Source organism: Cuneatibacter caecimuris (genome assembly GCF_004216775.1).
Classification (GTDB): Bacteria; Bacillota; Clostridia; order Lachnospirales; family Lachnospiraceae; genus Cuneatibacter; species Cuneatibacter caecimuris.
Window position 1 is genome coordinate 144,186 of the sequence record NZ_SGXF01000006.1, and the last position, 21,988, is coordinate 166,173.

General features: G+C 50.0%; 25 protein-coding genes. 9 read left to right on the top strand and 16 right to left on the bottom strand.

Annotation, left to right across the window (positions count from 1 at the left end; all coding sequences use genetic code 11):
• Positions 1 to 27: 27 nt before the first annotated feature.
• The 8 genes from rsfS to rplU all read right to left on the bottom strand — a co-directional run bounded on the left by rsfS (position 28) and on the right by rplU (position 4,280).
• A complete protein-coding gene (rsfS, locus tag EV209_RS13465; protein WP_130435993.1) occupies positions 28 to 378 on the bottom strand; it encodes a ribosome silencing factor in 351 nt (116 codons plus the stop codon).
• Positions 379 to 963 (bottom strand): bis(5'-nucleosyl)-tetraphosphatase (symmetrical) YqeK, encoded by a 585-nt coding sequence (gene yqeK, locus EV209_RS13470; RefSeq protein WP_130435994.1) that lies wholly within the window; start codon positions 961 to 963, stop codon positions 379 to 381. It abuts the gene before it with no gap.
• Position 964: 1 nt separating this feature from the next.
• On the bottom strand, positions 965 to 1,600 hold the full coding sequence (nadD, locus tag EV209_RS13475) for a nicotinate-nucleotide adenylyltransferase (RefSeq protein ID WP_130435995.1): 636 nt from the start codon (positions 1,598 to 1,600) through the stop codon (positions 965 to 967).
• A gap of 26 nt (positions 1,601 to 1,626) precedes the next feature.
• Complete coding sequence (yhbY, locus tag EV209_RS13480) at positions 1,627 to 1,923, bottom strand: ribosome assembly RNA-binding protein YhbY (protein ID WP_130435996.1); 297 nt, start codon at positions 1,921 to 1,923, stop codon at positions 1,627 to 1,629.
• A gap of 70 nt (positions 1,924 to 1,993) precedes the next feature.
• On the bottom strand, positions 1,994 to 3,274 hold the full coding sequence (gene obgE, locus EV209_RS13485) for a GTPase ObgE (protein WP_130435997.1): 1,281 nt from the start codon (positions 3,272 to 3,274) through the stop codon (positions 1,994 to 1,996).
• Positions 3,275 to 3,344: 70 nt separating this feature from the next.
• A complete protein-coding gene (rpmA, locus tag EV209_RS13490) occupies positions 3,345 to 3,632 on the bottom strand; it encodes a 50S ribosomal protein L27 (RefSeq protein ID WP_130435998.1) in 288 nt (95 codons plus the stop codon).
• Positions 3,633 to 3,635: 3 nt separating this feature from the next.
• Complete coding sequence (locus EV209_RS13495; protein WP_130435999.1) at positions 3,636 to 3,965, bottom strand: ribosomal-processing cysteine protease Prp; 330 nt, start codon at positions 3,963 to 3,965, stop codon at positions 3,636 to 3,638.
• Between the two features lie 6 nt (positions 3,966 to 3,971).
• Entirely contained in the window at positions 3,972 to 4,280 is a 309-nt protein-coding gene (rplU, locus tag EV209_RS13500) for a 50S ribosomal protein L21 (RefSeq protein WP_130436000.1), read from the bottom strand.
• A 316-nt stretch (positions 4,281 to 4,596) separates the two neighbouring features.
• Between rplU and EV209_RS13505 the strand changes: the two genes are divergently transcribed.
• The 4 genes from EV209_RS13505 (at position 4,597) to EV209_RS13520 (ending at position 6,848) form a co-directional block, all read left to right on the top strand.
• Positions 4,597 to 5,106: a QueT transporter family protein gene (locus EV209_RS13505; RefSeq protein WP_130436001.1), complete on the top strand. Its 510-nt coding sequence runs from the start codon at positions 4,597 to 4,599 to the stop codon at positions 5,104 to 5,106.
• A 143-nt stretch (positions 5,107 to 5,249) separates the two neighbouring features.
• Positions 5,250 to 5,429 (top strand): hypothetical protein, encoded by a 180-nt coding sequence (locus tag EV209_RS13510; RefSeq protein ID WP_130436002.1) that lies wholly within the window; start codon positions 5,250 to 5,252, stop codon positions 5,427 to 5,429.
• 52 nt (positions 5,430 to 5,481) lie between these two features.
• Positions 5,482 to 6,306, top strand: coding sequence for a delta-lactam-biosynthetic de-N-acetylase (pdaA, locus tag EV209_RS13515; protein WP_130436003.1), 825 nt, complete (start codon positions 5,482 to 5,484; stop codon positions 6,304 to 6,306).
• A 20-nt stretch (positions 6,307 to 6,326) separates the two neighbouring features.
• On the top strand, positions 6,327 to 6,848 hold the full coding sequence (locus EV209_RS13520) for a ferritin-like domain-containing protein (protein ID WP_330521261.1): 522 nt from the start codon (positions 6,327 to 6,329) through the stop codon (positions 6,846 to 6,848).
• 235 nt (positions 6,849 to 7,083) lie between these two features.
• On the opposite strand, the gene EV209_RS13525 is transcribed toward EV209_RS13520, so the two are convergent.
• On the bottom strand, positions 7,084 to 8,784 hold the full coding sequence (locus EV209_RS13525) for a glycoside hydrolase family 3 protein (protein ID WP_130436004.1): 1,701 nt from the start codon (positions 8,782 to 8,784) through the stop codon (positions 7,084 to 7,086).
• 180 nt (positions 8,785 to 8,964) lie between these two features.
• Between EV209_RS13525 and EV209_RS13530 the strand changes: the two genes are divergently transcribed.
• The 4 genes from EV209_RS13530 to EV209_RS13545 all read left to right on the top strand — a co-directional run bounded on the left by EV209_RS13530 (position 8,965) and on the right by EV209_RS13545 (position 12,662).
• On the top strand, positions 8,965 to 10,212 hold the full coding sequence (locus tag EV209_RS13530; protein ID WP_130436005.1) for a helix-turn-helix domain-containing protein: 1,248 nt from the start codon (positions 8,965 to 8,967) through the stop codon (positions 10,210 to 10,212).
• A gap of 134 nt (positions 10,213 to 10,346) precedes the next feature.
• Complete coding sequence (locus EV209_RS13535; RefSeq protein ID WP_130436006.1) at positions 10,347 to 10,988, top strand: TetR/AcrR family transcriptional regulator; 642 nt, start codon at positions 10,347 to 10,349, stop codon at positions 10,986 to 10,988.
• Positions 10,975 to 11,865, top strand: coding sequence for an ABC transporter ATP-binding protein (locus EV209_RS13540; protein WP_130436007.1), 891 nt, complete (start codon positions 10,975 to 10,977; stop codon positions 11,863 to 11,865). The genes EV209_RS13535 and EV209_RS13540 overlap by 14 nt, the downstream gene beginning before the upstream one ends.
• Positions 11,862 to 12,662, top strand: a complete 801-nt coding sequence (locus EV209_RS13545) for an ABC transporter permease subunit (protein WP_130436008.1) — start codon at positions 11,862 to 11,864, stop codon at positions 12,660 to 12,662. The genes EV209_RS13540 and EV209_RS13545 overlap by 4 nt, the downstream gene beginning before the upstream one ends.
• A gap of 101 nt (positions 12,663 to 12,763) precedes the next feature.
• Here the strand turns inward: EV209_RS13545 and EV209_RS13550 are convergent, their stop codons facing one another.
• The 4 genes from EV209_RS13550 to EV209_RS13565 form a co-directional block, all read right to left on the bottom strand.
• On the bottom strand, positions 12,764 to 14,497 hold the full coding sequence (locus tag EV209_RS13550; protein ID WP_130436009.1) for an NADH-dependent [FeFe] hydrogenase, group A6: 1,734 nt from the start codon (positions 14,495 to 14,497) through the stop codon (positions 12,764 to 12,766).
• Positions 14,491 to 16,323 (bottom strand): NAD(P)-binding protein, encoded by a 1,833-nt coding sequence (locus tag EV209_RS13555; RefSeq protein WP_130436010.1) that lies wholly within the window; start codon positions 16,321 to 16,323, stop codon positions 14,491 to 14,493. The genes EV209_RS13550 and EV209_RS13555 overlap by 7 nt, the downstream gene beginning before the upstream one ends.
• A 139-nt stretch (positions 16,324 to 16,462) precedes the next feature.
• Complete coding sequence (locus tag EV209_RS13560; RefSeq protein WP_130436011.1) at positions 16,463 to 16,990, bottom strand: Gx transporter family protein; 528 nt, start codon at positions 16,988 to 16,990, stop codon at positions 16,463 to 16,465.
• A gap of 36 nt (positions 16,991 to 17,026) precedes the next feature.
• Positions 17,027 to 17,374, bottom strand: coding sequence for a NusG domain II-containing protein (locus EV209_RS13565; RefSeq protein ID WP_130436012.1), 348 nt, complete (start codon positions 17,372 to 17,374; stop codon positions 17,027 to 17,029).
• A gap of 164 nt (positions 17,375 to 17,538) precedes the next feature.
• Here EV209_RS13565 and EV209_RS13570 point away from each other — a divergent pair, with 164 nt between their 5' ends.
• Entirely contained in the window at positions 17,539 to 18,564 is a 1,026-nt protein-coding gene (locus tag EV209_RS13570) for an FAD:protein FMN transferase (RefSeq protein WP_165388934.1), read from the top strand.
• 24 nt (positions 18,565 to 18,588) lie between these two features.
• Here EV209_RS13570 and EV209_RS13575 read toward each other — a convergent pair whose 3' ends face one another.
• The 3 genes from EV209_RS13575 to EV209_RS16730 are packed head-to-tail and all read right to left on the bottom strand — an operon-like array spanning position 18,589 to position 21,955.
• Positions 18,589 to 19,638: a winged helix DNA-binding domain-containing protein gene (locus EV209_RS13575; protein WP_130436014.1), complete on the bottom strand. Its 1,050-nt coding sequence runs from the start codon at positions 19,636 to 19,638 to the stop codon at positions 18,589 to 18,591.
• Entirely contained in the window at positions 19,635 to 20,882 is a 1,248-nt protein-coding gene (locus EV209_RS13580; RefSeq protein WP_130436015.1) for a hypothetical protein, read from the bottom strand. The genes EV209_RS13575 and EV209_RS13580 overlap by 4 nt, the downstream gene beginning before the upstream one ends.
• 14 nt (positions 20,883 to 20,896) lie before the next feature.
• On the bottom strand, positions 20,897 to 21,955 hold the full coding sequence (locus EV209_RS16730) for a hypothetical protein (RefSeq protein ID WP_130436016.1): 1,059 nt from the start codon (positions 21,953 to 21,955) through the stop codon (positions 20,897 to 20,899).
• Positions 21,956 to 21,988 lie beyond the last annotated feature (33 nt).

Here is a 21,988-nt window from a genome sequence, read left to right on the forward strand (position 1 = left end):
TCCTAATGTTTCCTATGAAACAAAAAGTTATACCAGCTCCTCCGGTGAAACCTCCCTGCCGTCCCTCCAGATCCTCTCCAGGTCATAGAACAGCCGGTCCTCTTTAGAAAACACATGCACCACCAGGTCTCCGTAATCCATCAGAATCCATCCGCCGCCCCGATAGCCCTCAATTTTTGCATAATATCCGGCCCGGCCCAGCACTTCCTCCACATTATCTGTCATGGCCTGCACCTGGTTGATATTATCTCCGCTGGCAATGATAAAATAATCTGCGATCACGGATACTCCGCTGATATCAATCATTCTGATATCCCCGCCCTTTTTATCTTCCAGCGCGTCATATGCAAGCTTTACTTTTTCTTTGATCTGATCCATTCAGCAATTCCTTTCTTCAAAACATTTCCTGTAATATTCATACGCCAGCTGCGTAGTCTCATCCATTCCGGCCCCGCGCTTTCTCAAATAGGAAACCGTATCGCGGAGAATCACGTAAACGCACTCTTCCAGGTCCGTAAAAGCCAGACGGCGTATTTCTGCCAGACCGGGGGCTTTATACCGCCGGGGCTCAATATAATCCGCTACAAATAAAATCTGATCCAGCAGGCTCATGTGCGGGATTCCAGTGGTGTGCACCAGTATGGCGTGACACACTTCTTCATCCGCCACCCCGTATTTTTCCCTGGCCAGACAGGCGCCCAGCCTGGCGTGGATCAGCGCGGGATTGGCAATCTCGGCCCCGGTGAGCTGTATCTGGTATTTCTCACATTTTCTGAACAGTTCTTCATCAGAAAAATATTTGGCGCAGTCATAAAGCAACCCGGCATATTCAGACTTTTTCAGATCTGCGCCGTATTTCATTGCCAGGCACACAGCGGTATACGCCACCCCCAATGTGTGTTCATACCTGGCAGGCTCCAGCTTTTTTTTCAGTTTCTCTCTAATTTCCAGTATCGAATCCATTTCAGCTCTCCTCGTCCCGGTATAATCCCAGTTTCCGGACAATCATAGCCGCGCGCCCGGGCACCAGATGCGGAACATGGCCCGTCCTGGCAATTGTAGAACGTATTTCTCTGGACGAGATGGGCACTTCAGTGAAATCCAGCAGCCAGATTTTAGCCCGGAACTGTCTGCGCAGGGAGCGGATCTTATCTCTCAGCCGGTCCCGGTCCACGGTGTCCCGGGCTGCTACCAGAATCTGAGCGCAGGCAAATATGATTTCCGGCCGCTTCCATTTTTCCATATAATCCAGGGAGTCAGCTCCCACAATATAATAAAATTCATCCTCCGGCCAGAGACGGCGCAGCTCTTCCATGGTATCGGCAGTATAAGTCGCGCCTTCCCGGCGAATTTCCAGGTCTGAATATTTAAAATAAGAATATCTGGATACGGCAGCTTCCACCATCTGCCCGCGTATCTCTCTGGGCGTAACCTGACTTCCCGCCTTGCAGTAGGAAGTTCCTGTGGGCATAAACCAGACTTCATCCAGTCCGAATTGACGGTATGCGGCCTCCCCAAGTTTCAGGTGCCCCACATGGATCGGGTCAAAAGTTCCCCCCAATATCCCAATTTTCCGCGCGTTTTCACTCTGTATTTCCATCTCTCCAGCAGCTCCTGTATTTCTCTTCAGTCAGGCAGTATAATTTTACGTTTTTCTGCCTCTTTAAAAGGCCGGTAAAGCACAATCTTTTTTCCGATCACCTGAACTACCTGGGAATGGGTGCGTTCCGCCAGAACCTCTGCGATCTGTCTTGGATCATCCAGGCAATTCTTCAGCACGCCGATCTTGATCAGTTCTCTGGCGCCCAGCGTTTCTTCCACTGCCGCGGTGACTTCAGGCGTCAGGCTGCTTTTGCCGATCTGAAACACCGCGTCCATGGTCATCGCCAGCCCCTTCAGATAGGCTCTCTGTTTGCTTGTCATATCGTTCTCCTGTCATTTTTCTCTATCTGCATCATACCATTTTGACACAGATTTGTAAAGATATACGATGTTACTTATAGTAGTCAAACTCCAGTTCGTAAATCTTCACTGTATCTCCCTCCTGGATGCCCGCTTTCTCCAGTTCCGCCAGGATTCCGCTTTCTTTGAGGAACCTCTGGAAGAAGGCAAAGCCCTTCTCTGACTCCAGGTTGGTATAGCCCAGCATCCGGTCCACCCTGGGACCTTCCACAGTATATACGCCTTCTCCGGCTTTCTCCACTGTGAAGGGGAGGTTTGCCCCTTCGTCGATTTCAGGGACATATTCTTTCTCAAAGATCACCGGTTTTTCGTCAAAATTCTTCAGCAGCTCCTGTACCTTGTACAGCAGCTCTTTTACGCCCTGGCCGCTGACCGCGGATATGGCAAACACCGGAATCCCCTCCGGCTCAAAGGCTTCCCGGATACGCTGCACCGGGTCCTCGTCTTCCGCGTAAACCGCGTCAATTTTATTGGCCGCGATCACCTGGGGCCGGGACAGCAGCTCCGGGTTATAGGCTTCCAGCTCTGCGTTGATCTTCCGGATGTCCTCCACCGGGTCTCTTCCTTCTGTCCCCGCCGCGTCCACCATATGAATCAGCACTTTTGTGCGCTCGATATGGCGGAGGAAATCATGCCCCAGCCCCACGCCTTCTGAGGCGCCCTCAATGAGTCCGGGAATATCCGCGATGACAAATCCTGCGCCCTCCATATCCACTACGCCCAGATTGGGGCTCAGGGTGGTAAAATGGTAATTGGCGATTTTCGGCCTGGCATTTGTCACTCTGGAAAGCAGTGTGGATTTCCCCACATTGGGGAATCCCACCAGCCCCACATCCGCGATCACTTTCAGTTCCAGACGCACCCAGAGCTCCCTGGAAGGCTGCCCGGGCTGCGCGTATTTGGGCGCCTGCATGGTAGGCGTCACATAATTCATATTGCCCTTGCCGCCCCGGCCGCCTTTTAAAACCACTTCTCTCCTGTTCTCTCCGGACATGTCCGCGATGACCTTTCCGGTTTCCTCGTCCCGGATCACCGTCCCCTCGGGCACTTTCAGAATCAGGTCATCCGCATCCGCGCCATGGCAGCGGCGCTTGCCGCCCTCCTCGCCGCTCTGCGCCACATACTTTCTCTTGTGGCGGAAATCTCCCAGGGTGTTCAGGCCTTCGTCCACTTCAAAGATGATATCCCCGCCCCGGCCCCCGTCTCCGCCGTCCGGCCCGCCGTTGGGCACATATAGTTCCCGGCGGAAGCTGACGTGTCCGTCCCCGCCTTTTCCTGATTTAATAAAAATCTTCGCACTGTCTGCAAACATACTGCCGCATCCTTCCTTCTGAAAGAAAAGGCTTCAAATCCTTGGATTTGAAGCCCCGTCTGTCTGGTAATTATTCGTTTGCTGCAGGGTATACAGAAACCTGCTTGCGGTCTCTGCCCTTTCTCTCGAATCTTACAACGCCGTCCACTGTAGCAAACAGTGTGTCGTCGCCGCCGCGTCCCACGTTCACACCAGGGTGAATCTTGGTTCCGCGCTGTCTGTACAGGATATTGCCTGCCAGCACGAACTGTCCGTCTGCTCTCTTGGCGCCCAGTCTCTTGGACTCGGAATCTCTGCCGTTCTTGGTAGAGCCAACACCCTTTTTATGAGCGAAAAACTGAAGGTTCATATTCAACATCTGTCACACCTCCTCAAACTGAAGTCTCAAATAATCTGTCCCGTATTCTTCCTGGATCTGTTCCAGCCCCAGGATCATGGAACGAATCAGCAGCCTGCCGGATACACTGGGTTCTTCTGTAAAATGAAAACGGATCTTCCCGCTTTCCTGCTCCTGTTCTGCCTGAAAACCGTCTTCCGTGAACTGCTCCACGGAATTCACTGCATTCAGCACCAGAACCGAAACAGCCGCACAGATGATATCCCTCCCGGCTTCTGCATATTCAGCATGTCCCTCTGTGACAAAGCCCACCGGCTCTCCCAGGGAATCCTGCATGATTGTTACCCGTATCATAGCCGATTACGCGTTGATCTTTTCGATCTTTACCTGCGTATACTGCTGTCTGTGACCATTCTTCTTATGATAGCCGGTCTTTCTCTTGTACTTGTAAACGATGACTTTCTTCGCCTTGCCGTCGCCCATTACTGTAGCCTGAACCGTAGCGCCTTCTACAGTGGGGTTGCCGATCTTCAGCTCGCCGTCGTTCACAGCCAGAACCTGATCAAAAGAATACTCAGCACCAGCTTCTGCTCCCAGCTTCTCAACTCTAATGATATCGCCTTCGGATACTTTGTACTGCTTTCCGCCTGTTGCGATGATTGCGTACATGTCGCACCTCCTATTATCATTACTCGCCAACTGCGGTGGCATCCGGAAATGGACGCACTTATAACCTCATTGAGCGGCATACTAATATAAAATAGCATATCCGAACGGCGATGTCAACTGTTTTTTTAATATATAGAAAGGTTAATGCGGAATATACTTTTTCTTGACCGCCAGCCCAATCTGTGCTAAACTGTCTTTCGTTGCAAAGCCCTTCTAAAAATAAGGTCAATCCGGGCTTGCCGCCGATTCCCGGCGTAAAATGAATCGAGTGTTCGGGACCTTCCACTCGTAAAACAAAACTAAAGGAGAATGAACCATGAAAAAACAACAAATCCACAAGACGATTCAGACCATCGTCTACGGCGGCCTGATCGCCGCAATCTATGTAGCGCTGACCATTCTTTTTGAGCCCATCAGCTTCGGGCCCATCCAGTTCCGAATCGCAGAACTGCTCTGCATCCTGCCCTTTTTTACTCCGGCAGCGATTCCCGGACTCTTTGTAGGCTGCCTGCTGGGGAACTTACTGGGCGGCGTGATCATCTATGACGTAATTTTCGGAAGCCTGGCCACGCTCATCGGGGCAGCCGGCTCCTATCTTCTGCGGAAGCACCGCTTTGCCGTGTGCATCCCACCAATTTTGGCTAATACGCTGATCATACCTTTTGTGCTGCGTTATGCTTATCAGCTGCCGGATACGCTCCCCTATCTGTTCGCCACGGTGGGGATCGGCGAGATTCTGGCCATCGGAGTGCTGGGAAACCTGCTCCTGCTGGCGCTTTCCAAAAATCCCGCTATATCAAGAGTGCTGCGGGGTAATTTCGCATAAAATATGCTGACAGCCGGACATAAACTTGTCCGGCTGTTTTTTCTTCCTGGCAATCAACAGCACAGGCTTGACACCAGAGCCGCCGTACTTCATACTAATAAAGTCACTGCAGTTTCTTTACCTAAGAAGATGGGAGAAATACTATGGAACAAAATCAGGACAGCAAAGCAACCCGTTCAGGCTGCCCCTGCGTCCGGAAAAAATGCAGCCGGTGGGGGCTCTGCGAAGAATGCAGAAAACACCACAGCAAAAGGCCGCCTTACTGTGAAAACCCACGGAAGAAAAAATCATCCGGCCAATCCGGCCCTATCACCCAGGCATAAAATAAATTTCCGGAAATATATTAGCTACAAAACAATTCCGGCGGTTTTCAAGATGAAGAAGGATAAAATCATCAAATTCTCAAAGATTATTTTCTTATTTGCTGCCGCTTTTCTGGCCGGCAGGCTGGTGGCCTGGGCGACCGCTCCCGCCGCCAGCCCTTCGGTAAATGCTCAGACCGAAAACTGGGGACTGAGTTTTCAGCAGGAAGGAAAGCCACCTGTAGCAAACGCCACCTTTGACGAGCTGAAAAAGTATAACGCATATTATGCAGAAAATACAGAAGAAAAAGTGATATACCTGACGTTTGACTGCGGCTATGAAAACGGAAATACGACCGCAATTCTGGACGCGCTGAAAAAGCATCAGGTCCCTGCCACTTTTTTTGTTGTGGGCACATATATTTCCAGCAGCCCGGACCTGATAAAGCGGATGGCAGAGGAAGGCCACATCGTGGGCAATCATACTTATCACCATCCGGATATGTCCAAAATATCCACAAAAGAGTCCTTTCAAAAAGAATTGGCTGATGTGGAATCCCTGTACAAAGAAATCACAGGAAAGGAAATGCTGAAATACTACCGTCCTCCCCAGGGAAAATACAGCACAGACAATCTGAAAATGGCTCAGGAAATGGGCTATACCACCTTTTTCTGGAGCCTGGCCTATGTGGACTGGTATCAGGATAAACAGCCCAGCAAGGAAGAAGCTTTCAAAAAATTATTGGGACGCATTCATCCCGGCGCGGTTGTACTGCTGCACAGCACTTCCAGCACCAACGCCCAGATCCTGGATGAACTGCTGACAAAATGGGAGGAGATGGGCTATACCTTCAAGTCCCTGGATCAACTGCCTGCCACTCAGCCGGAAACAGCCTGACATTTTAAAAGGAGAAGCTAATGGAAATGAATCAGAACCATGAATATCAAGTGTCCGCCGACCTGCCCTATCCTCCCATTCAAACCCAGAGCCGGAACAAAGACTATGCTTATGCCATGCTCAGCAATATTGGAAGCAGCAATTCAGAGATGAGTGCAGTCAGCCTGTATTTTTATAACAGCACGGTACTGGACCCGGCCTATTCAGAATTTTCTCAGTGTTTTCACAAAATCAGCATTGTAGAAATGCATCATCTGCAAATATTCGCCGCCCTGGCCTGCCAGATGGGCCTGGACCCCCGGCTTTGGAGCCTGGACCGGGGACGCCGGAGCTACTGGAGCCCCGGGTATAACCAATACCCACGGATGCTCCGGCCTTTATTAGAAAATTCCATCAAGGGGGAGCAGGCGGCAATCCGGAAATATTCCAGACAGGCAGAATTAATCTGTGATCCGGATATCCAGGCTATCCTCCGCCGGATCATCCTGGATGAACAGCTTCATATTGAGATTTTTACTGATATGCTGAACAGCATTACATAACCATCAGGCGCATATAAAAATTGACAAGAATCCCGCCTGCGGCGTGTCACTTTAGCGACTTGATTCCTTACGCCGCAGTGCGATCCCCCCGGAAAGTTTTGTTGCATATGGAATGGTTTCCTATACAATCAAAAAAGCTGCCGCTTCACGATCAACCATCGAAAAGCGGCAGCCCACTATTCTGTTTCTATCTCTTCAACTTTGCATACCAAATCTCAGGCATTCTGCCGCACTGTTACAGCTTCGCTTCCCAACGGCCGCAGAACACATTTTCATCCGCGCGCCCCTTGAATTCTGACTGTCCCATCATCTTTTCCAGCGCCGCGTGGATGGCTTCCGGATGGTTCATATAAGCATTTATATAGGTTTTTGCCATCGGAACGTCAATCAGCATATTAGGGAAGGAAAGATTCAGCACAATGGTGGGAACTTCGCTCATATACCAGGGCTGCTGGGTGGGCAGCTGCCATTTCACACGCATGGTATTGAACTGGGCAAATCCGGCCACATTCAGAACCAGCAGCACGGCGTCATAATTCTTCTTGAACTCTTCAATCTTCCCTTTCACCGCCATATCCTCAGCGTCTACCTGGAATCCGGCCTCTTCCAGCTGGCGGATCACCTCTGCCTTAATTTCTTCATCATTGCCTTTGGTCAGCTTCCCGGCGATCACTGTGCCTTCGCCGCCGATAAACATCAGTTTCAGGCGGGGATAGCGCGCCGGGGTCATGGGAAGATTTTTCTTCGTATCTTTCACCAGAGTGACGTAGGCGTCCGCCATCTTTGCGGATATTTCACGGTGTTCCGGGCAGCCGATCACTTTCAGGTTCTCAGGCGGAGGCAGCAGCGCCCCGTCTTTTTGCAGTTCGTGAAGATTCAGCGCGGCTTTCAGGCCCAGGATGCGGTGCAGCGCGTCGTTCATGCGTTCCTCTGTAATGACGCCGTTTCTGTAGCCTTCCAGCATATAGTTAAAGTCCTCTTCCCTGTCGTTAAAGAACAGGAACATGTCGCAGCCGGCAGCGATAGCGCCGGGCACCTGGGCGCTTCTGGGCACTGTAGCGCCGAACATCCCGATCATGTGGGAAGCGTCTGTCACCACCAGTCCGTTGAAGCCCAGCTTTCCTTTCAACAGCCCGGTGATCAGCTCAGGACAGAGCGTCGCAGGCATCACATCTTCATCCCTTGTATCAGGATTCAGTTTTTTCTGATAAGCAGGCAGAGCGATATGGCCTGCCATCACGGTCATCACGCCCTCGTCGATCAGCTCCCTGTATACCTTTCCGAAGGTCTCGTCCCATCCTTCACAGGACATATCGTTGATGCCCATAATCAGATGCTGGTCGTTCTCTTCTGTGCCGTCGCCGGGGAAATGTTTCATGCAGGTGGCCATATTCTGGGTCCGGGTCCCCTTCATATAAGCCTTTGCATAGCGGATCACATCATCCGGATTGTGGTTATAGGCGCGCAGCTGGACAATGGTATTTCTCCAGTTGTATAAAAGGTCTACAATCGGCGCAAAGGTCCAGTTGCATCCGATTGCCGAACTTTCCAGAGCGCCGATGCGGCCCGCTTCATAGGCCGCTTCTTCAGAATCCGCGGCCGCAACTGCAGCGCCGAAAGCCACCGGAGTGCCCCCGTTTACGCCGCCGTTGCCCCCTGCTTCACAGTTTGCGGCAATCAGCAGCGGAATCCTGGTATGGTCCTGCATGGTTTTATTCTGGGCGTACAGCTCTTCCGGAGATACGTTGTGGTAACGGATGGCCCCCACATGATATTGATCCAGAACCTTTTTCAGCGCCTCCGGATCACGGTCCGTCACCATGTTCACAAATAACTGTCCTACTTTTTCTTCTTCAGTCATGGAAGCGATGGTATCTTCCACCCACTTGACCTGCTCATCTGACAAAAAATAAGGCTTTGCTTTTAAATCTACCATTTTTTAACCCCTTTCTATAATTTATAACTGTATTTTAGTTGACAAAGGGGCGCTCGCCCCAATTAAGAATATTATAGCAGAAAAACCGCCTGAACCACAAAGACGATTTTCCTTGAAATCAGCACAATTTTATGGTAAATATAAAATACAAATAAAATTATACTGTTACAGGAGGGATTTATGCTGGTTGACGGGCTGGAACTGCTGCAGGCAATATTAAAAACACAAGGAATACAGTTTCTGTGCTGGGAAAGAGCTTCTCTGGAAACGAGAGAGGCGGATTATGGGCTGCGCAGTTTTCTTGGCACAGAACAGACGGTACAATCCATGTTTTCAGTTTTAGAACAGCAGGCACTTCCCGGCTCGCTCTGTGTGATCCGCGATCAATTCCTGGTCACTTATTTTCTTTTTTCTCTTCCTGAACCAATGGAAACTGCCCGGTACTTCTGTATCGGACCGGTCCTGTTTCCTGGGGACGCTGACGCCGGACTGGAAATACTGTCTGAAGAACTGCCAGCCTTTTCTTCGTATTTAAATAGTCTTCAGGAATATTATAACCGGATTCCTCTGTTTTCTTCCTCTGATCAGCTGCTTTCCATCCTTTGCAGTATTCTGCAGAAAGTATTCAGAGAAGAAATACGGATTGGCACAGCCCATCTGCCCGCCAGTTCCTTCTCGCCAGGTCTGTCCGCCACTGCGCTTCATACTCCCCCGCAGGTAACGCTCTCCGCATTGGAGGACCGCTACCGCCTTGAGGATGCCATGCTGGAGGCTGTCGCTGCAGGAAACACAGCCCAGGCTCTTCAACTGCATTACGCTTTCAATCAGCACCGCATCGAATCCCGAAGCCAGGACGCCCTCAGAGACCGCAAAAACCTTCTCTTTGTCCTGAACACTCTGCTTCGGAAAGCCGTGCAGAAAGGCGCGGTGCACCCGGTGCATATCGACGCCTGTTCCCGCAGGTTCGCCATCCAGATAGAACAGGCCGCTTCCTTCCGGCAGCTGGACGATCTGAGCAACCAGATGATCCGGAGATACTGCCTTTTGGTTCAGAATTATTCCATGCAGAAATATTCTCCCCTGGTACAGTACTGTCTGAATACCATAGATCTGCATTTTCAGGAACCGTTAAGCCTGCACACTCTGGCAAACAGCTGTTCCGTAAGCGCTTCTTACCTCTCCGGCCTGTTTCGGAAGGAGACGGGAAATACAGTCACTCAGTATATCCATCTTGTGCGCGTCCGCCATTCCCTGATGCTCCTGAACACCACACGGCTCCCGGTTCAGGAAATCGCCGCGGCCTGCGGATTTCAGGACGTGAACTATTTTACCCGGGTGTTCCGGCAGCTTCAGGAGAAATCTCCCCGCCAGTACCGTGAAGACCTCTATTCCTCTATCTCGAAACAAAATGCCTCAGAAAGAATTTAATTTTACCCCCTTGTAAATTCCAGTCAATCGTATATTATTGAATCTAACCAAACAAGTTTGACCGAAACGGTTAACGCCCTTTTCCGGCCGCCCGCTTGAGAGTACACAAGCAGAAAGGAGGAACGTGTAAACATATGAATGAGCAATTTGAATACTTGCCTGAAGATAAGCAGGAGCGCATTCTCAACGCTGCCCTGGAAATATTCTCCAAGTATGATTACAAACACGCATCTACGGAAGAAATTGCTTCGAAAGCAGGTATTTCCAAAGGAATGCTGTTCTATTATTTTCACAATAAAAAATCTTTGTACCTGTATCTCTATGACTACTGTGAAAAAATGGCCCTTCAGCAGGTCTGCGACGAAGCGTTTTACAGTCTGGACGATTATTTTGATATTTTGGAATATTCCGCCCGCAAGAAAGCAAAGATAATTGAAAAAAATCCTTATTTTATGGATTTTGCGGTGCGCGCTTTTTATTCCGCAAAGGAAGATGTTTCGGAAGAGCTGCAGAAAACAAATACAGAACGCACCGGACAGTTGCTGGTATATTTTAAAAATGCTGACCTGTCAAAATTTGTGGAGGGAACTGATATAGAAGAGCTCACACATATGCTTCTCTGGATGACAGACGGATATATGAATGAAAAACGCCGCAGCGGCCTTCCGATCAAGTCAGAAGAGCTGATGAATGACTTTCACAGGTGGATAAATATGTTTAGGTCACTTGTGTATAAAAAAGAATATATGCATGGAGGATATGATGGGACAAATTGAAGTGCAGGATCTCACCAAGGATTATGGCAGCCGCAAGGGAATCTTTCAGGTGAATTTTTCTGTGGAAAAAGGAGAAATTTTCGGCTTTCTGGGGCCCAACGGGGCGGGAAAAACCACCACCATCCGACACTTAATGGGCTTTATCCGCCCGGACAGCGGGTCTGTTTCCATTAAAGGGATGGACTGTTTTGAAAAAAGGGAGGAAATTCAGAAAATTCTTGGCTATCTTCCCGGGGAAATTTCTCTGTTGGATCAGATGACAGGGACAGAATATCTGAATTTCATGGCAGGCATGAAAGGGCTGCGCGACCGGTCCTACATGAATGAGCTGATTACATATTTTGAGCTGGATCCCAGAAGTAAAATTCTCAAAATGTCAAAAGGAATGAAGCAGAAGCTGGCAATTGTCTGCGCTTTCATGCAGAAGCCGGAAATTCTAATTCTGGATGAACCTACCAGCGGCCTTGATCCGCTGATGCAGATCCGTTTTATTGATCTGCTCCTTGAGGAAAAAAAGCGGGGCGTTACGATTTTGATGTCTTCTCATATTTTTGAAGAAGTGGAAAAAACCTGCGACAGGACGGCTATCATTCGGGAAGGCCGGCTTGCTACCATTGAAAACATGAATACTCTGGCTGAAAAGAAGAAAAAGGTCTACACTGTGACGTTTACAGACGGTCAGGCAGCCAGGAACTTTGCCGAAGCAGCACAGAAATATGAAGCAAAAGTCCTGGATCATCAGGTGCAGCTCTCAGCAGGCGGCAGGCCGGGAGAGGTCCTGAAGAAGATTGCCCTTGCAGACCCGGTGGATGTGGATATCAAATCCCAGAGCCTGGAAGAACTGTTTCTGCATTTTTATGACAAGGAGGAAGCATGATGGTCTGGACATTATTTAAAAGAAACATGCGGTCAAGCCTTAAAATCTTAATTGCTTTGTTCGCAGTCATCAGCATGTATACGGCAGTCATCGTCTATATGTATAATCCTGAGCTTTCTGAAATGCTCAGCGGTTATCAGGAGGTGCTCCCGGATATGATGGCGGTTGTGGGGATGACCGGCATTGCCACCAATATTCTGGAGTGGATACAGATCTACCTTTATGGTTTTATCATGATTCTGTTCCCTATGATTTTTGGGATCATTGTGGTCAACAAGCTGATCATGAGCTACATAGACAGCGGCAGCATGGCCAGCCTGCTTTCTTCCCCTCACTCACGGACACGCATCATCCTGACTCAGGCTGTTACCTCTGTTTTTCTCATGTTCATCCTTATGGCTGCCGTCACACTTCTGGGATTTTTCTGCAGCCATGCCATGTTCCCGGGGGAACTGGATACAGCCCGTTATATTGAACTAAACGCCAGCCTGCTTCTGATGCAATTCATGAATCTGGGAATCGGGTTTACGGCCGCCTGCTTCTGCAGTGAATCCAGGCATTTCTATCTTCTTGGCGCTGGAATCCCTATCCTGTTTTTCCTGTTCCAGATGCTGTCCAACATGGGCGGCTCAATGGAAAAATTAAAATATTTCACTCTCTATACCCTGTTTCCCGCAGAAAAAATCGTTCAGGCGGGCGGAGACGTCTGGCCGCGGAACCTCATCATGGCATCGATTGCCCTGGCGCTGTTTGCAGCGGGGATCCTTTGGTTCAGGCGCAGGGATCTGTCCATTTAAGTATATTACCCGTCCGGCATCTGAATTTTGAACCGCCCCCCAAAGGTCAGACTAAAAATCTAACTTTTAGGGGGCGGTTCATTCTCCTCAAATACTGCGTTCTACTGTTCCTCAGGCATTTTCCAGCCAAAATGATCTGTATGCAGCAGTTCGTGCGCTCTGTGAGACAGAGGTTTCTGCAGATAATTTTTATAACAGTTCTGAACCGAGGGGTTCTCATGGGAAAACCGGAGGCTGTTCACTTTGTCCAGGCCATAGAGGTTCTGGCCGCGGATTCCCGCCAGCTCTTCTCCGTCATGGATCGGCTGACCGCCTCCGCCCGCGCAGCCGCCGGGGCAGGCCATGATCTCCACAAAATCATAAGAGGATTTTCCGGAACGGATGGCTTCCATCAATTTCCGTGTATTGCCCAATCCGCTGGCTACCGCCACCCGGATCTTCTGTCCGGCCAGATCAAATTCCGCTTCTTTCCAGCCGCCCAGACCGCGCACGCTCTTAAACGCATCCGGATCTGGGTTCTTTCCTGTCACCAGATAATAGGCGGAACGCAGCGCAGCCTCCATCACGCCTCCGGTTGCTCCGAAAATCACGCCGGCTCCGCTGCTCACCCCGAGAGGCATGTCAAACTGCTCTTCTTCCAGCAGATCCGCCCGGATATGTTCGGCCCGGATCATCCTGTCAATTTCCCTGGTGGTCAGCACCACATCCACATCCTGGCCGGCGCCGGCGCTGTTCATGGTGGGCAGTGCGCATTCCTCTTTCTTAGCCAGACAGGGCATCACGGATATAGAATAGATCTTTTCCGGGTCCACGCCCAGCAGATCCGCATAATAACTTTTTGTCATTGCCCCGAACATCTGCTGCGGGGATTTCGCCGTAGACAGCTGTCTCACCATATCGGGATACTGGGATTTGATGAAACGTACCCAGCCCGGGCAGCAGGAAGTGAACATGGGAAGTCCGGTGGATTTGATTTCTTCCAGCCTCTCCAGAAATTCGCTGCCTTCCTCCATTATCGTCAGATCCGCGCTGAAATCCGTATCGAAAATATAATCAAAGCCCATCTTCCGGAGGGCGGATACCAGGCGGTTTACTGTGGCAAATTCTCTGGACAGTCCCAGGGACTCGCCCCAGGCGGCCCGCACAGCCGGAGCAATCTGAACCACAGTGATTTTTTCCGGATCAGCCAGAGCTTCGAATACTCGATCCGTATCGTCCCTTTCCCGCAGAGCCCCCACCGGGCAGTGGGTGATGCACTGTCCGCAGAGCGCGCAGTCTGCCTCTTCAATCCTGCGGTTCCTGGAAACATCCACAGTGGTCCTGGAACCGGTCCCGGCCACGTCCCAGATATTCAGGCCCTGTACTTTATCACATATCTGCACGCAGCGCATGCATTTAATACATTTTTCGTAATTGCGCACCAGAGGAAATCCTGCGGTCCATTTGGAATGAGAGATATCCTCATGATATGGCAGGTCGATAATTCCAAGGTCATTGGCGATTTTCTGAAGGGTACAGTTACCGCTGCGCACACAGGTGGCGCACCGGCAGTCGTGCTGGGACAGGATCAGCTCCACATTCACTCTCCTGGTCTCTCTTACTTTAGGGCTGTTGGTAAAAATCACCATGCCCTCCTCCGCAACGTTATTGCAGGCAGAGATCAGCCGCTGCATTCCCTGCAGTTCCACCACGCACACTCTGCACGCGCCGATATCATTGATATCTTTCAGATAGCAGAGGCTGGGAACCGGGATACCTGCCTGGGCTGCGGCTTCCAGGATTGTGGTTCCCTCCTGTACTTCAATTAATTTTCCGTCTATAGTCAATTTTACCATCTGTCCACTCGACCTCCCTTGAATACGCCGTAGCCGAAATGATCGCAGCGCAGGCATCTGCTGGATTCCTGTCTGGCTTCCTCGCAGGTCATGCCGCATTCCACCAGATCAAAGTCCTTCACCCGTTCTGCGGCGTCCCGTTCCTCCATATTCACCCGTCCGCAGGCCGGACGGTCCGCCAGGCGCGCCGCAGGGATTTCCACATCGCTCTGGATCACATGGTGGTACCCCAGATATTCATCAATATTGGCGGCCGCCACCTTGCCCGCGGCAATGGCGCGGATTACAGTAGCAGGGCCGGTCACACAGTCTCCTCCTGCAAAAACGCCGGGAATATCCTTAATTCCGCTCCAGCTCAACGCGTCGATCACGCCCCGCTTTACAGGGATTCCATATTTTTCAAAGCTCTTGGACTCAATGCCCTGGCCGATGGCCACGATCACCAGGTCGCAGGGAATCCGCTTTTCCGGCTCTTCCGCATCCACAGGCTTTGGCCTTCCCCCCTGCACCCTGCTGATCAGCTGAGGCTTCACCCAGAGCGCGGCAGCGTTTCCGTCTTCATCTTTCTCAATGCGCACAGGAGCCTGCAGTTCCAGAACCTGACAGCCTTCTTCCGCCGCTCCGTCCACTTCTTCTTTTAAAGCTGTCATGTCCACTCTGCGCCTGCGGTAAACAATTCCCACGGTTTCCGCGCCAAGGCGTACGGAAGAACGGGCCACGTCCATGGCCACATTTCCGCCGCCGATGACCAGCACTCTCTTGCCCGTGAAATCCGGCATCTCATCATCGCCGATTTTGCGCAGCATTTCCACTGCGGAGATCACATTTCCGGCGTCCTCGCCTTCAATGCCGATCTTCTTATCCGTGTGCGCCCCTATGGCTATGTACACCGCGTCATACTGGTTCCGCAGGTCGATAATAGACATATCCTGGCCCACGCTCACCTCTGTTTTTACTTCCACACCGTTGGAAAGCATGGTTTCGATTTCCGCGTCCAGGCTCTTTCTGGGCAGGCGGTAATTGGGTATGCCATAGCGCAGCATACCGCCCAGCTTCTTCCTCTGCTCATAAATCGTTACCTTATGCCCCATCAGAGAAAGATAATATGCGGCGCTCAGGCCGCCCGGCCCTCCGCCGATCACTGCCACTGTCTTTCCGGTATCATCCTGAGGCGCGGGAACCGGCACTTCTCCGGCGTGGTCTACCGCAAAACGCTTCAGCCCCCGGATATTCACCGGGAAATCCACCATATTTCTCCGGCATCTGGCCTCGCAGGGGTGCTCGCAGATCAGCCCGCACACCAGAGGCATGGGATTGTCCTTGCGGATCAGCCGCACGGCATCGGCATAGCGGCCTTCTGACACCAGGGCTACGTAGCCGGGAATATCCACGCCCGCAGGGCACAATGCCACACAGGGCACCGGCTGGCTCAGCTCACAGGTACACCTTCCCCGCAGGATGTGCTCCTCATAATCGTCTCGGAAGCCCTGTACTCCTTCCAGCACCATGCGGGCTGCCTGGAAGCCGATGGCGCAATCCGCTGATACAGAGATTCCCCGCGCCGTCTTCTCAATCAGATCAATGGTTTCCAATGTTGCATTGCCGTCCAGCACATCTTCCAGCAATTTTTCCAGCTGTCCCAGGCCCACGCGGCAGGGCACGCATTTTCCGCAGGTCTGTGCGTGGCACAGTTTCAGAAATGACGCCGCCATATCCACAGGACAGAGTCCGGGCGGGCTGGCGACAATCCTGCGCTCCAGATCCTTATAAAGAGACTCCACTGTGGTTTGAGCCTGATTCAGGGTAATGATACTCAGTCTGCTCATTTGTTTTCCCTCACTTTGTTATGTATTACCTACAAACCATGCTATCAGTTTAACAATTTTTATGAGCATTGTCAATAAATAAACAATGAACAAGCAGGACTTTTTTGTGGTCTTATCCCAATATCAGACTGGCGTACCTTTAATCCCTGGATTTCATTCCGGGCAGGCGTTTTAATATTTCTCTGCAGGCCAGACCGATGCAGAATCCGGTCACTGCTCCGGCGGCCAGAAGAACAGGAAGGTAATACAATACCCCTTCCCCCAGAAGCGCGGCCGCCACACAGAGCTGCGCAATATTATGGGCAGTTCCTCCGGCCAGGCTGACGCCTATGATGCCAAATCCTCCGCCACGTTTCAGACCGGCCATCACCAGGAGACTGGCTGCCGCCCCTGCCAGGCTGAAGTACAGGCTGAAAAGATTGGTAAATGAAAATGCCACCAGAAGAACTCTGATGAAAGATATGGCCAGCCCGCCTTTCCAGCCAAACAGATACAGCGCCATCACAATCACCAGGTTTGCCAATCCAAGTTTCATTCCCGGAACCCAGAAGAATGCCGGAATCAGAGTTTCTATATAGCTCAGAAGAAAGGCCAGGGCGACCAGCATCCCATACAGGGCTGCCCGTTTTGCCCGGGTATCTCCGTTCTTTTGTCCCCACCGCCGCATCAGCGCCTCCTCCTGCTCCTCCTAAGGGCCATCCTGTTATTCCTCCGCTTCTTCCACAATTCTTACAACCAACTGGTGGGGCAGGCATATGATGCTCTGGCCGTTTTTGCTGATTCCGCCCTGGCGCACGCACAGCCTGTCCGGGCAGTCCGCTTCCTCAATCCGCGCAATGCCGCCTTCAATCACCAGCGTATTGGTTCCTCCTGTTCCTGCAATGATTTTCCTGCAGGGTTCTGACATAGGAATCCGCTCAATGATTTCCGAACCTACCTGAATTTCCGCATACCCGCCTTGTTTTCCGGGGAAAAACAGGGAGAAACATCCCCATAATATTGCTGCGGCCAATAAAATTCCGGCCAGCAAAATAATATCTTTTCTTTTCATCGCAGCTCCCAATTCTTATCTGAAATTATCCTGTAATTATACCATATTCTACTTCTGGATTCTACCAGTAAAATAGATGGAGCCCGGCGCCTCTTTCTGTTTATGCTGGTTTCTTGACAGTCTGCTCTCCTGCTGTTACAATCGACAGCATGGAGGTGAACAAAATGTCAGACCATTCCGGCTCTATCTATTACAAATGCAAGCTCCTGTTCTGCACATTCCTGGTTTTTGCGGCTGCGCTCCTGCCTCTGTCGGGATGCAGCCGCAAAGCAGAACCTGTTTCCAGAACGGATTTCATGTTCGATACAGTTGTGACATTGACGCTTTATGATCCGGCGGATGAAAGCCTGTTGGGAGAAGCTCTGGCATACTGCAGAAGCTTTGAACAGATTTTCAGCCGCACAAACTCTGAAAGCGAGCTTTACCGGATCAATCACCGGCAGCCCGGCGAACGCACTCTCCAGCTCTCTGACGATTTGTCCTCAGCTATTTCTTCCGCTCTCGCCTGGGCGCATCTATCGGACGGGGCTCTGGATATTTCCATGGGGCGGGTGGTTTCTCTCTGGGATTTCCAGGGAGAAGATCCAAAGCCGCCTTCTTCTGAGGAAGTCCGGCTGGCCCTGCAGTCTTCCGGATGGGACCGGCTCCGTCTGGAAGGAAATATGCTCACATTTCCCAATGATACCATGGAGCTGGATTTGGGCGCAGTAGCAAAAGGTTATATTGCGGACAGGCTGAAAGACTGGCTGAAACAGCGCGGCGTTGCCAGCGCGCTGATCAATCTGGGCGGCAACCTGCTCTGTCTCGGTTCCCAGCCGGACGGCGCTCCGTTTCACTTGGGAATCCAGAAACCTTTTGGGACAGTTTCTGAGCTGGCCGGCACATGTGCTGTCAAAGACCAGTCCATGGTGACTTCAGGGACTTATCAGAGAAATTTCACTTCAATGGGGGTGACGTACCACCACCTGCTGAACCCTGAAACAGGCTGGCCCAGCGAAAACGGTCTTGTCTCTGTGACCATTCTGACTTCTTCCAGCGCAGATGCAGACGCGCTGAGCACCGCTTGCTTTATTCTGGGCAAAGAAAAAGGGATGGCTCTCATCGAAAGCCTTCCCGATACGGAAGCAGTTTTTATCGGCGAGAACAGCGAAACCACCGCATCTTCCGGCTGGCCCGGACAGATGCGGTGATTTTCCCATGCGTTTCCTTCCCGGTTAGTTCCATTTCACTTGTTTCAGGTCCGGCCAGCACTGTTCCGCCTGCCGGAGGATCTTCTTTTTTCCCTTTTCTCCTACCTGCTCAAACATCTGTATTTCCAACTTATGATTCTTTTCCTTCCATCTTCCCGCCACTCTGCCCTGATACAGTATTCCGGGCATCACAATGCCCGATAGGTTGAATATACCACGAAGATGTTCTGGTGGCAGAAACAGGCTTTCTTTTTTTTGATATCCCAGCAGAAGCTGATCAAACCCGGCCAGAAAAATGCAGTCTGGAATTTCAGGATAATCTGCAGGCGCCTCACAATCGTCTTCCGCCTCATATCTGTATGTTTCTCCTGTCTTCACTTCTTTCAGTGCCAGTTTATTCATCCAGCCCCTCACTCTTGATTTCGGCGCTTTGAAATAATAAGCGGCGTCATTTACTGACGAAGGTCCAAAAAAAGTGAAATAGCGCCGGGCCAGTTCCAACTCTGCGGCCTCTTTTTCCATGGGATCAAAGTCCGGGCATCGCTGAAAGGCTTTCTCTTCCTGCACCAGATAGGAAATTTTTCCTGTTTCCGCCAGATACCGGATCATTCCTCCCCAGGAATTAAATAAGCTTTCACATTCCCGGTCTGTCATCCCTTCTAAAAAGCACTGTTTTTTCAGTTCTTCCCTCCTGGAGATTCCCTCTCCGATCAGCGACAGAATCCGATCTGCAAAATATTGCTTTCTATCCAGCGTGATATATTCATCTGCTTCCATCCTGTCCACCGGACGGAGAAAATGATCTCTTCCCTGATGAAGAAACAGGGATAGATCTTCTTTTGCGAACACATGAACCGTCCCTCGCAGAGTCCAGCTTTTCACAAGTCTGTCCCGGATTTCCTGACAGTCAGGCTCCGTCCCTTCCGGACATCGGATTTTCAGACTGTGAAAAACATTGCGCATGAACTGGGCCTGCAGTCCGTTTAAATCTTTGCAGACCCGGACAGGCTCTGCAGGAGCGGTCAAATGCTGCCGGAATAAAATTTTAGCTTTGCATAAATCCAGACTGCTCAATTATTCTCCTCTCCCTCTTCCCCATACATCGGAATTCCCATTTCTTCCAGCACCCGGCAGTATCCGGAACCGCTGATGAGCGTATGGCTCAGGTCTTCCACCGGTTTCTCCTGATTCAGCCTGATCTGTGTTTCCAAACGATGGATCTCCTCTTCTGTCATCCGTCCGGAAATCCGAAACAGCGCCAGAAGGGAGTCGAGGTACACATATTCAAAAACATTACACTTCTGATTCACCACTGCGTCACTGGTATACAGAAAATAATAATCAATCAGCTGGGAAGCCGCTTCCGGCCTGCTCATCAGTTCCTGTACGACAGGGCTTTTCTCCAGGTCTTCTTTCAGCCAGGTCTCTCTGTCACAGCTGAGATGCGCTCCCACCTCCATCCAGGAGGCGTCTAGGCTGCCCAGAGTGATCAGGTTCCAGGTACTAAGCGTTTTTAATACTTCCGGGTCTGTCTTGGCGGCATCCCACTCCGGCGTTCCGGGGAGCAGCAGATAGCCTGCATAAATCTCTGCTTCTGTTTCCGGGGACAGGGTTTTCAACCCCGCTCCAAAATCCCGAAGGCATCCCTCATAAGTCTCTCCGCCTGCCATTCTGGGATGGGTTTCATATTCTCTGATATAAACTGATACTCTCTGATCCAATCGCCTGATATCTCCCTCCAGCATCAGCCCGCGGTAACGGATATAAGCCAGAAGCCGTTCCAAAAGGCAATATTCATAGAGGTTGTCTTTCTGCTCCAGAACTTCATCGCTGGTATATCTGAAATAATAATCCACAGCAGCCTTTCCCAAATCCTTCCGGGTACACAGCTCTTTCAATACTGGGTTGGTTTTCTCCTGCTCTTCTCCCCAGACATGGAACCATTCCGGAGCTGCTTCGCCGCTTGTCTCCCGGGTGGCATCCAGGGTATACAATGTGATCAGGTTTTCTGTGCTCAATCTTTTCAGAACTGTTTCTTCTGTTCTGGCGGCATCCCACTCCGGCGTTCCAGGTATAATCTGATATCCTTCATACAGCTTCTCTTTCATCTTTTCTGAGAGAGTCGCTGTCCCTTCTTCTAAAGAATTTTCCTCTGTTTCTGTTTCCTCCTTGCAGGTTTCACTTTCGGCATTATTTGATTCTCCTGTAAATTCTGGAATCGTAACTGGTTTCTCCGGAAGGCGGCTCTCCTGGGAAGCTGGTTGTCCGCAGCCAGTGAGAAAGCATAGAGTGAATGCGATACAGATTAACATTTTCATAATCAATCCTCCGATTAATAATGAACCCTCTTATAATAAGTCAAAATTTCAGCTCCCGTATAATAAGGACAATATGTATGGGCGTGTCTCATTAATGGACCTATTCCCCACTTTGAAATAACGGCTGAAGAACTAGTAATATTTCCCGAATGATCTCCCTTATAAGAAGCTCCATTGGCATCATAGTAAATTTTTTCTCCTTGAGAATAACTAACAGCAGCATAACTTCCATCATGCATATAACTCCATGGGTTCTCCATCCAAACTAAAATATTCGTTAAAGACTGATACCACGCATATGCATGACAATTATACTGGTATGTAGCTGAAGCAATTTTTGAAGCATTTGGATATGTACGAAGCATTTCCTTTTCTGCCTCTCTTGCCAGACTTTCATGATCTGCATCATCATAATTTGTACGTCTTATTGAAACAGGTGTACCAACTGGAGTATAGACTACATCTAGTGCTTCTTTTTTTGTTAAATCAACTTGTTCGTTTGACATCTGCTTATATATACATCCCTTAGTTTTAGGCAATGACAAACTATCAGATAAACAAACACTTATTTCAGGTTCCATAAAAGAAAGGAACTTATCTTTCTCAGGATTCTTCAATTCCCCTTTAAAATACAAATAAGACAAAATACCTTCTAACGCATAATCTTTCAAGTCGCAAGGATCCGCTTCATTATAGTTTGCATACGATACCACAATATTTTGCTCATAAAAATCAAATAGAATTGTTGACACATCCTCTCTTTCAAGTAGCTCAGCTAAGCTACCACAGTGCTCCCTCAATGCAAGAATACCATCCTCTAGTGAATCGAATAAAAACATATCTACCAACAAAGGATATTCTAATACATACTGTAATAGTTCTTCCGTCGTTAAATCATTCAATTTTTCAACTGAAACATCACACGCTTCAATCATATCCAAATGTGAAGAAAATTCTTTCCAAATACTTGAATCACGATTCACAGGATATAAAAAAGCATTATCTGCAAATACCAAATGACTACTACAAAAGCAACATAACACCGCACTTAAAGTACAAATAAGTTTTTTCATAATAACCCCTCCTAATTCTTAGTCTTCTATTAA

Coding starts and splice junctions, on each gene's coding strand:
- EV209_RS13520 (WP_330521261.1), top strand. CDS start 6,327: ATGGAAATGAATCAGAACCATGAATATCAAGTGTCCGCCGACCTGCCC.
- EV209_RS13540 (WP_130436007.1), top strand. CDS start 10,975: ATGGGACAAATTGAAGTGCAGGATCTCACCAAGGATTATGGCAGCCGC.
- EV209_RS13510 (WP_130436002.1), top strand. CDS start 5,250: ATGGAACAAAATCAGGACAGCAAAGCAACCCGTTCAGGCTGCCCCTGC.
- yqeK (WP_130435994.1), bottom strand. CDS start 963: ATGGATTCGATACTGGAAATTAGAGAGAAACTGAAAAAAAAGCTGGAG.
- EV209_RS13505 (WP_130436001.1), top strand. CDS start 4,597: ATGAAAAAACAACAAATCCACAAGACGATTCAGACCATCGTCTACGGC.
- EV209_RS16730 (WP_130436016.1), bottom strand. CDS start 21,955: ATGAAAAAACTTATTTGTACTTTAAGTGCGGTGTTATGTTGCTTTTGT.
- EV209_RS13530 (WP_130436005.1), top strand. CDS start 8,965: ATGCTGGTTGACGGGCTGGAACTGCTGCAGGCAATATTAAAAACACAA.
- EV209_RS13565 (WP_130436012.1), bottom strand. CDS start 17,374: ATGAAAAGAAAAGATATTATTTTGCTGGCCGGAATTTTATTGGCCGCA.
- EV209_RS13535 (WP_130436006.1), top strand. CDS start 10,347: ATGAATGAGCAATTTGAATACTTGCCTGAAGATAAGCAGGAGCGCATT.
- EV209_RS13560 (WP_130436011.1), bottom strand. CDS start 16,990: ATGCGGCGGTGGGGACAAAAGAACGGAGATACCCGGGCAAAACGGGCA.
- EV209_RS13570 (WP_165388934.1), top strand. CDS start 17,539: ATGTCAGACCATTCCGGCTCTATCTATTACAAATGCAAGCTCCTGTTC.
- obgE (WP_130435997.1), bottom strand. CDS start 3,274: ATGTTTGCAGACAGTGCGAAGATTTTTATTAAATCAGGAAAAGGCGGG.
- rplU (WP_130436000.1), bottom strand. CDS start 4,280: ATGTACGCAATCATCGCAACAGGCGGAAAGCAGTACAAAGTATCCGAA.
- EV209_RS13550 (WP_130436009.1), bottom strand. CDS start 14,497: ATGGTAAAATTGACTATAGACGGAAAATTAATTGAAGTACAGGAGGGA.
- pdaA (WP_130436003.1), top strand. CDS start 5,482: ATGAAGAAGGATAAAATCATCAAATTCTCAAAGATTATTTTCTTATTT.
- EV209_RS13555 (WP_130436010.1), bottom strand. CDS start 16,323: ATGAGCAGACTGAGTATCATTACCCTGAATCAGGCTCAAACCACAGTG.
- EV209_RS13545 (WP_130436008.1), top strand. CDS start 11,862: ATGATGGTCTGGACATTATTTAAAAGAAACATGCGGTCAAGCCTTAAA.
- rsfS (WP_130435993.1), bottom strand. CDS start 378: ATGGATCAGATCAAAGAAAAAGTAAAGCTTGCATATGACGCGCTGGAA.
- yhbY (WP_130435996.1), bottom strand. CDS start 1,923: ATGACAAGCAAACAGAGAGCCTATCTGAAGGGGCTGGCGATGACCATG.
- nadD (WP_130435995.1), bottom strand. CDS start 1,600: ATGGAAATACAGAGTGAAAACGCGCGGAAAATTGGGATATTGGGGGGA.
- rpmA (WP_130435998.1), bottom strand. CDS start 3,632: ATGTTGAATATGAACCTTCAGTTTTTCGCTCATAAAAAGGGTGTTGGC.
- EV209_RS13580 (WP_130436015.1), bottom strand. CDS start 20,882: ATGAAAATGTTAATCTGTATCGCATTCACTCTATGCTTTCTCACTGGC.
- EV209_RS13495 (WP_130435999.1), bottom strand. CDS start 3,965: ATGATACGGGTAACAATCATGCAGGATTCCCTGGGAGAGCCGGTGGGC.
- EV209_RS13525 (WP_130436004.1), bottom strand. CDS start 8,784: ATGGTAGATTTAAAAGCAAAGCCTTATTTTTTGTCAGATGAGCAGGTC.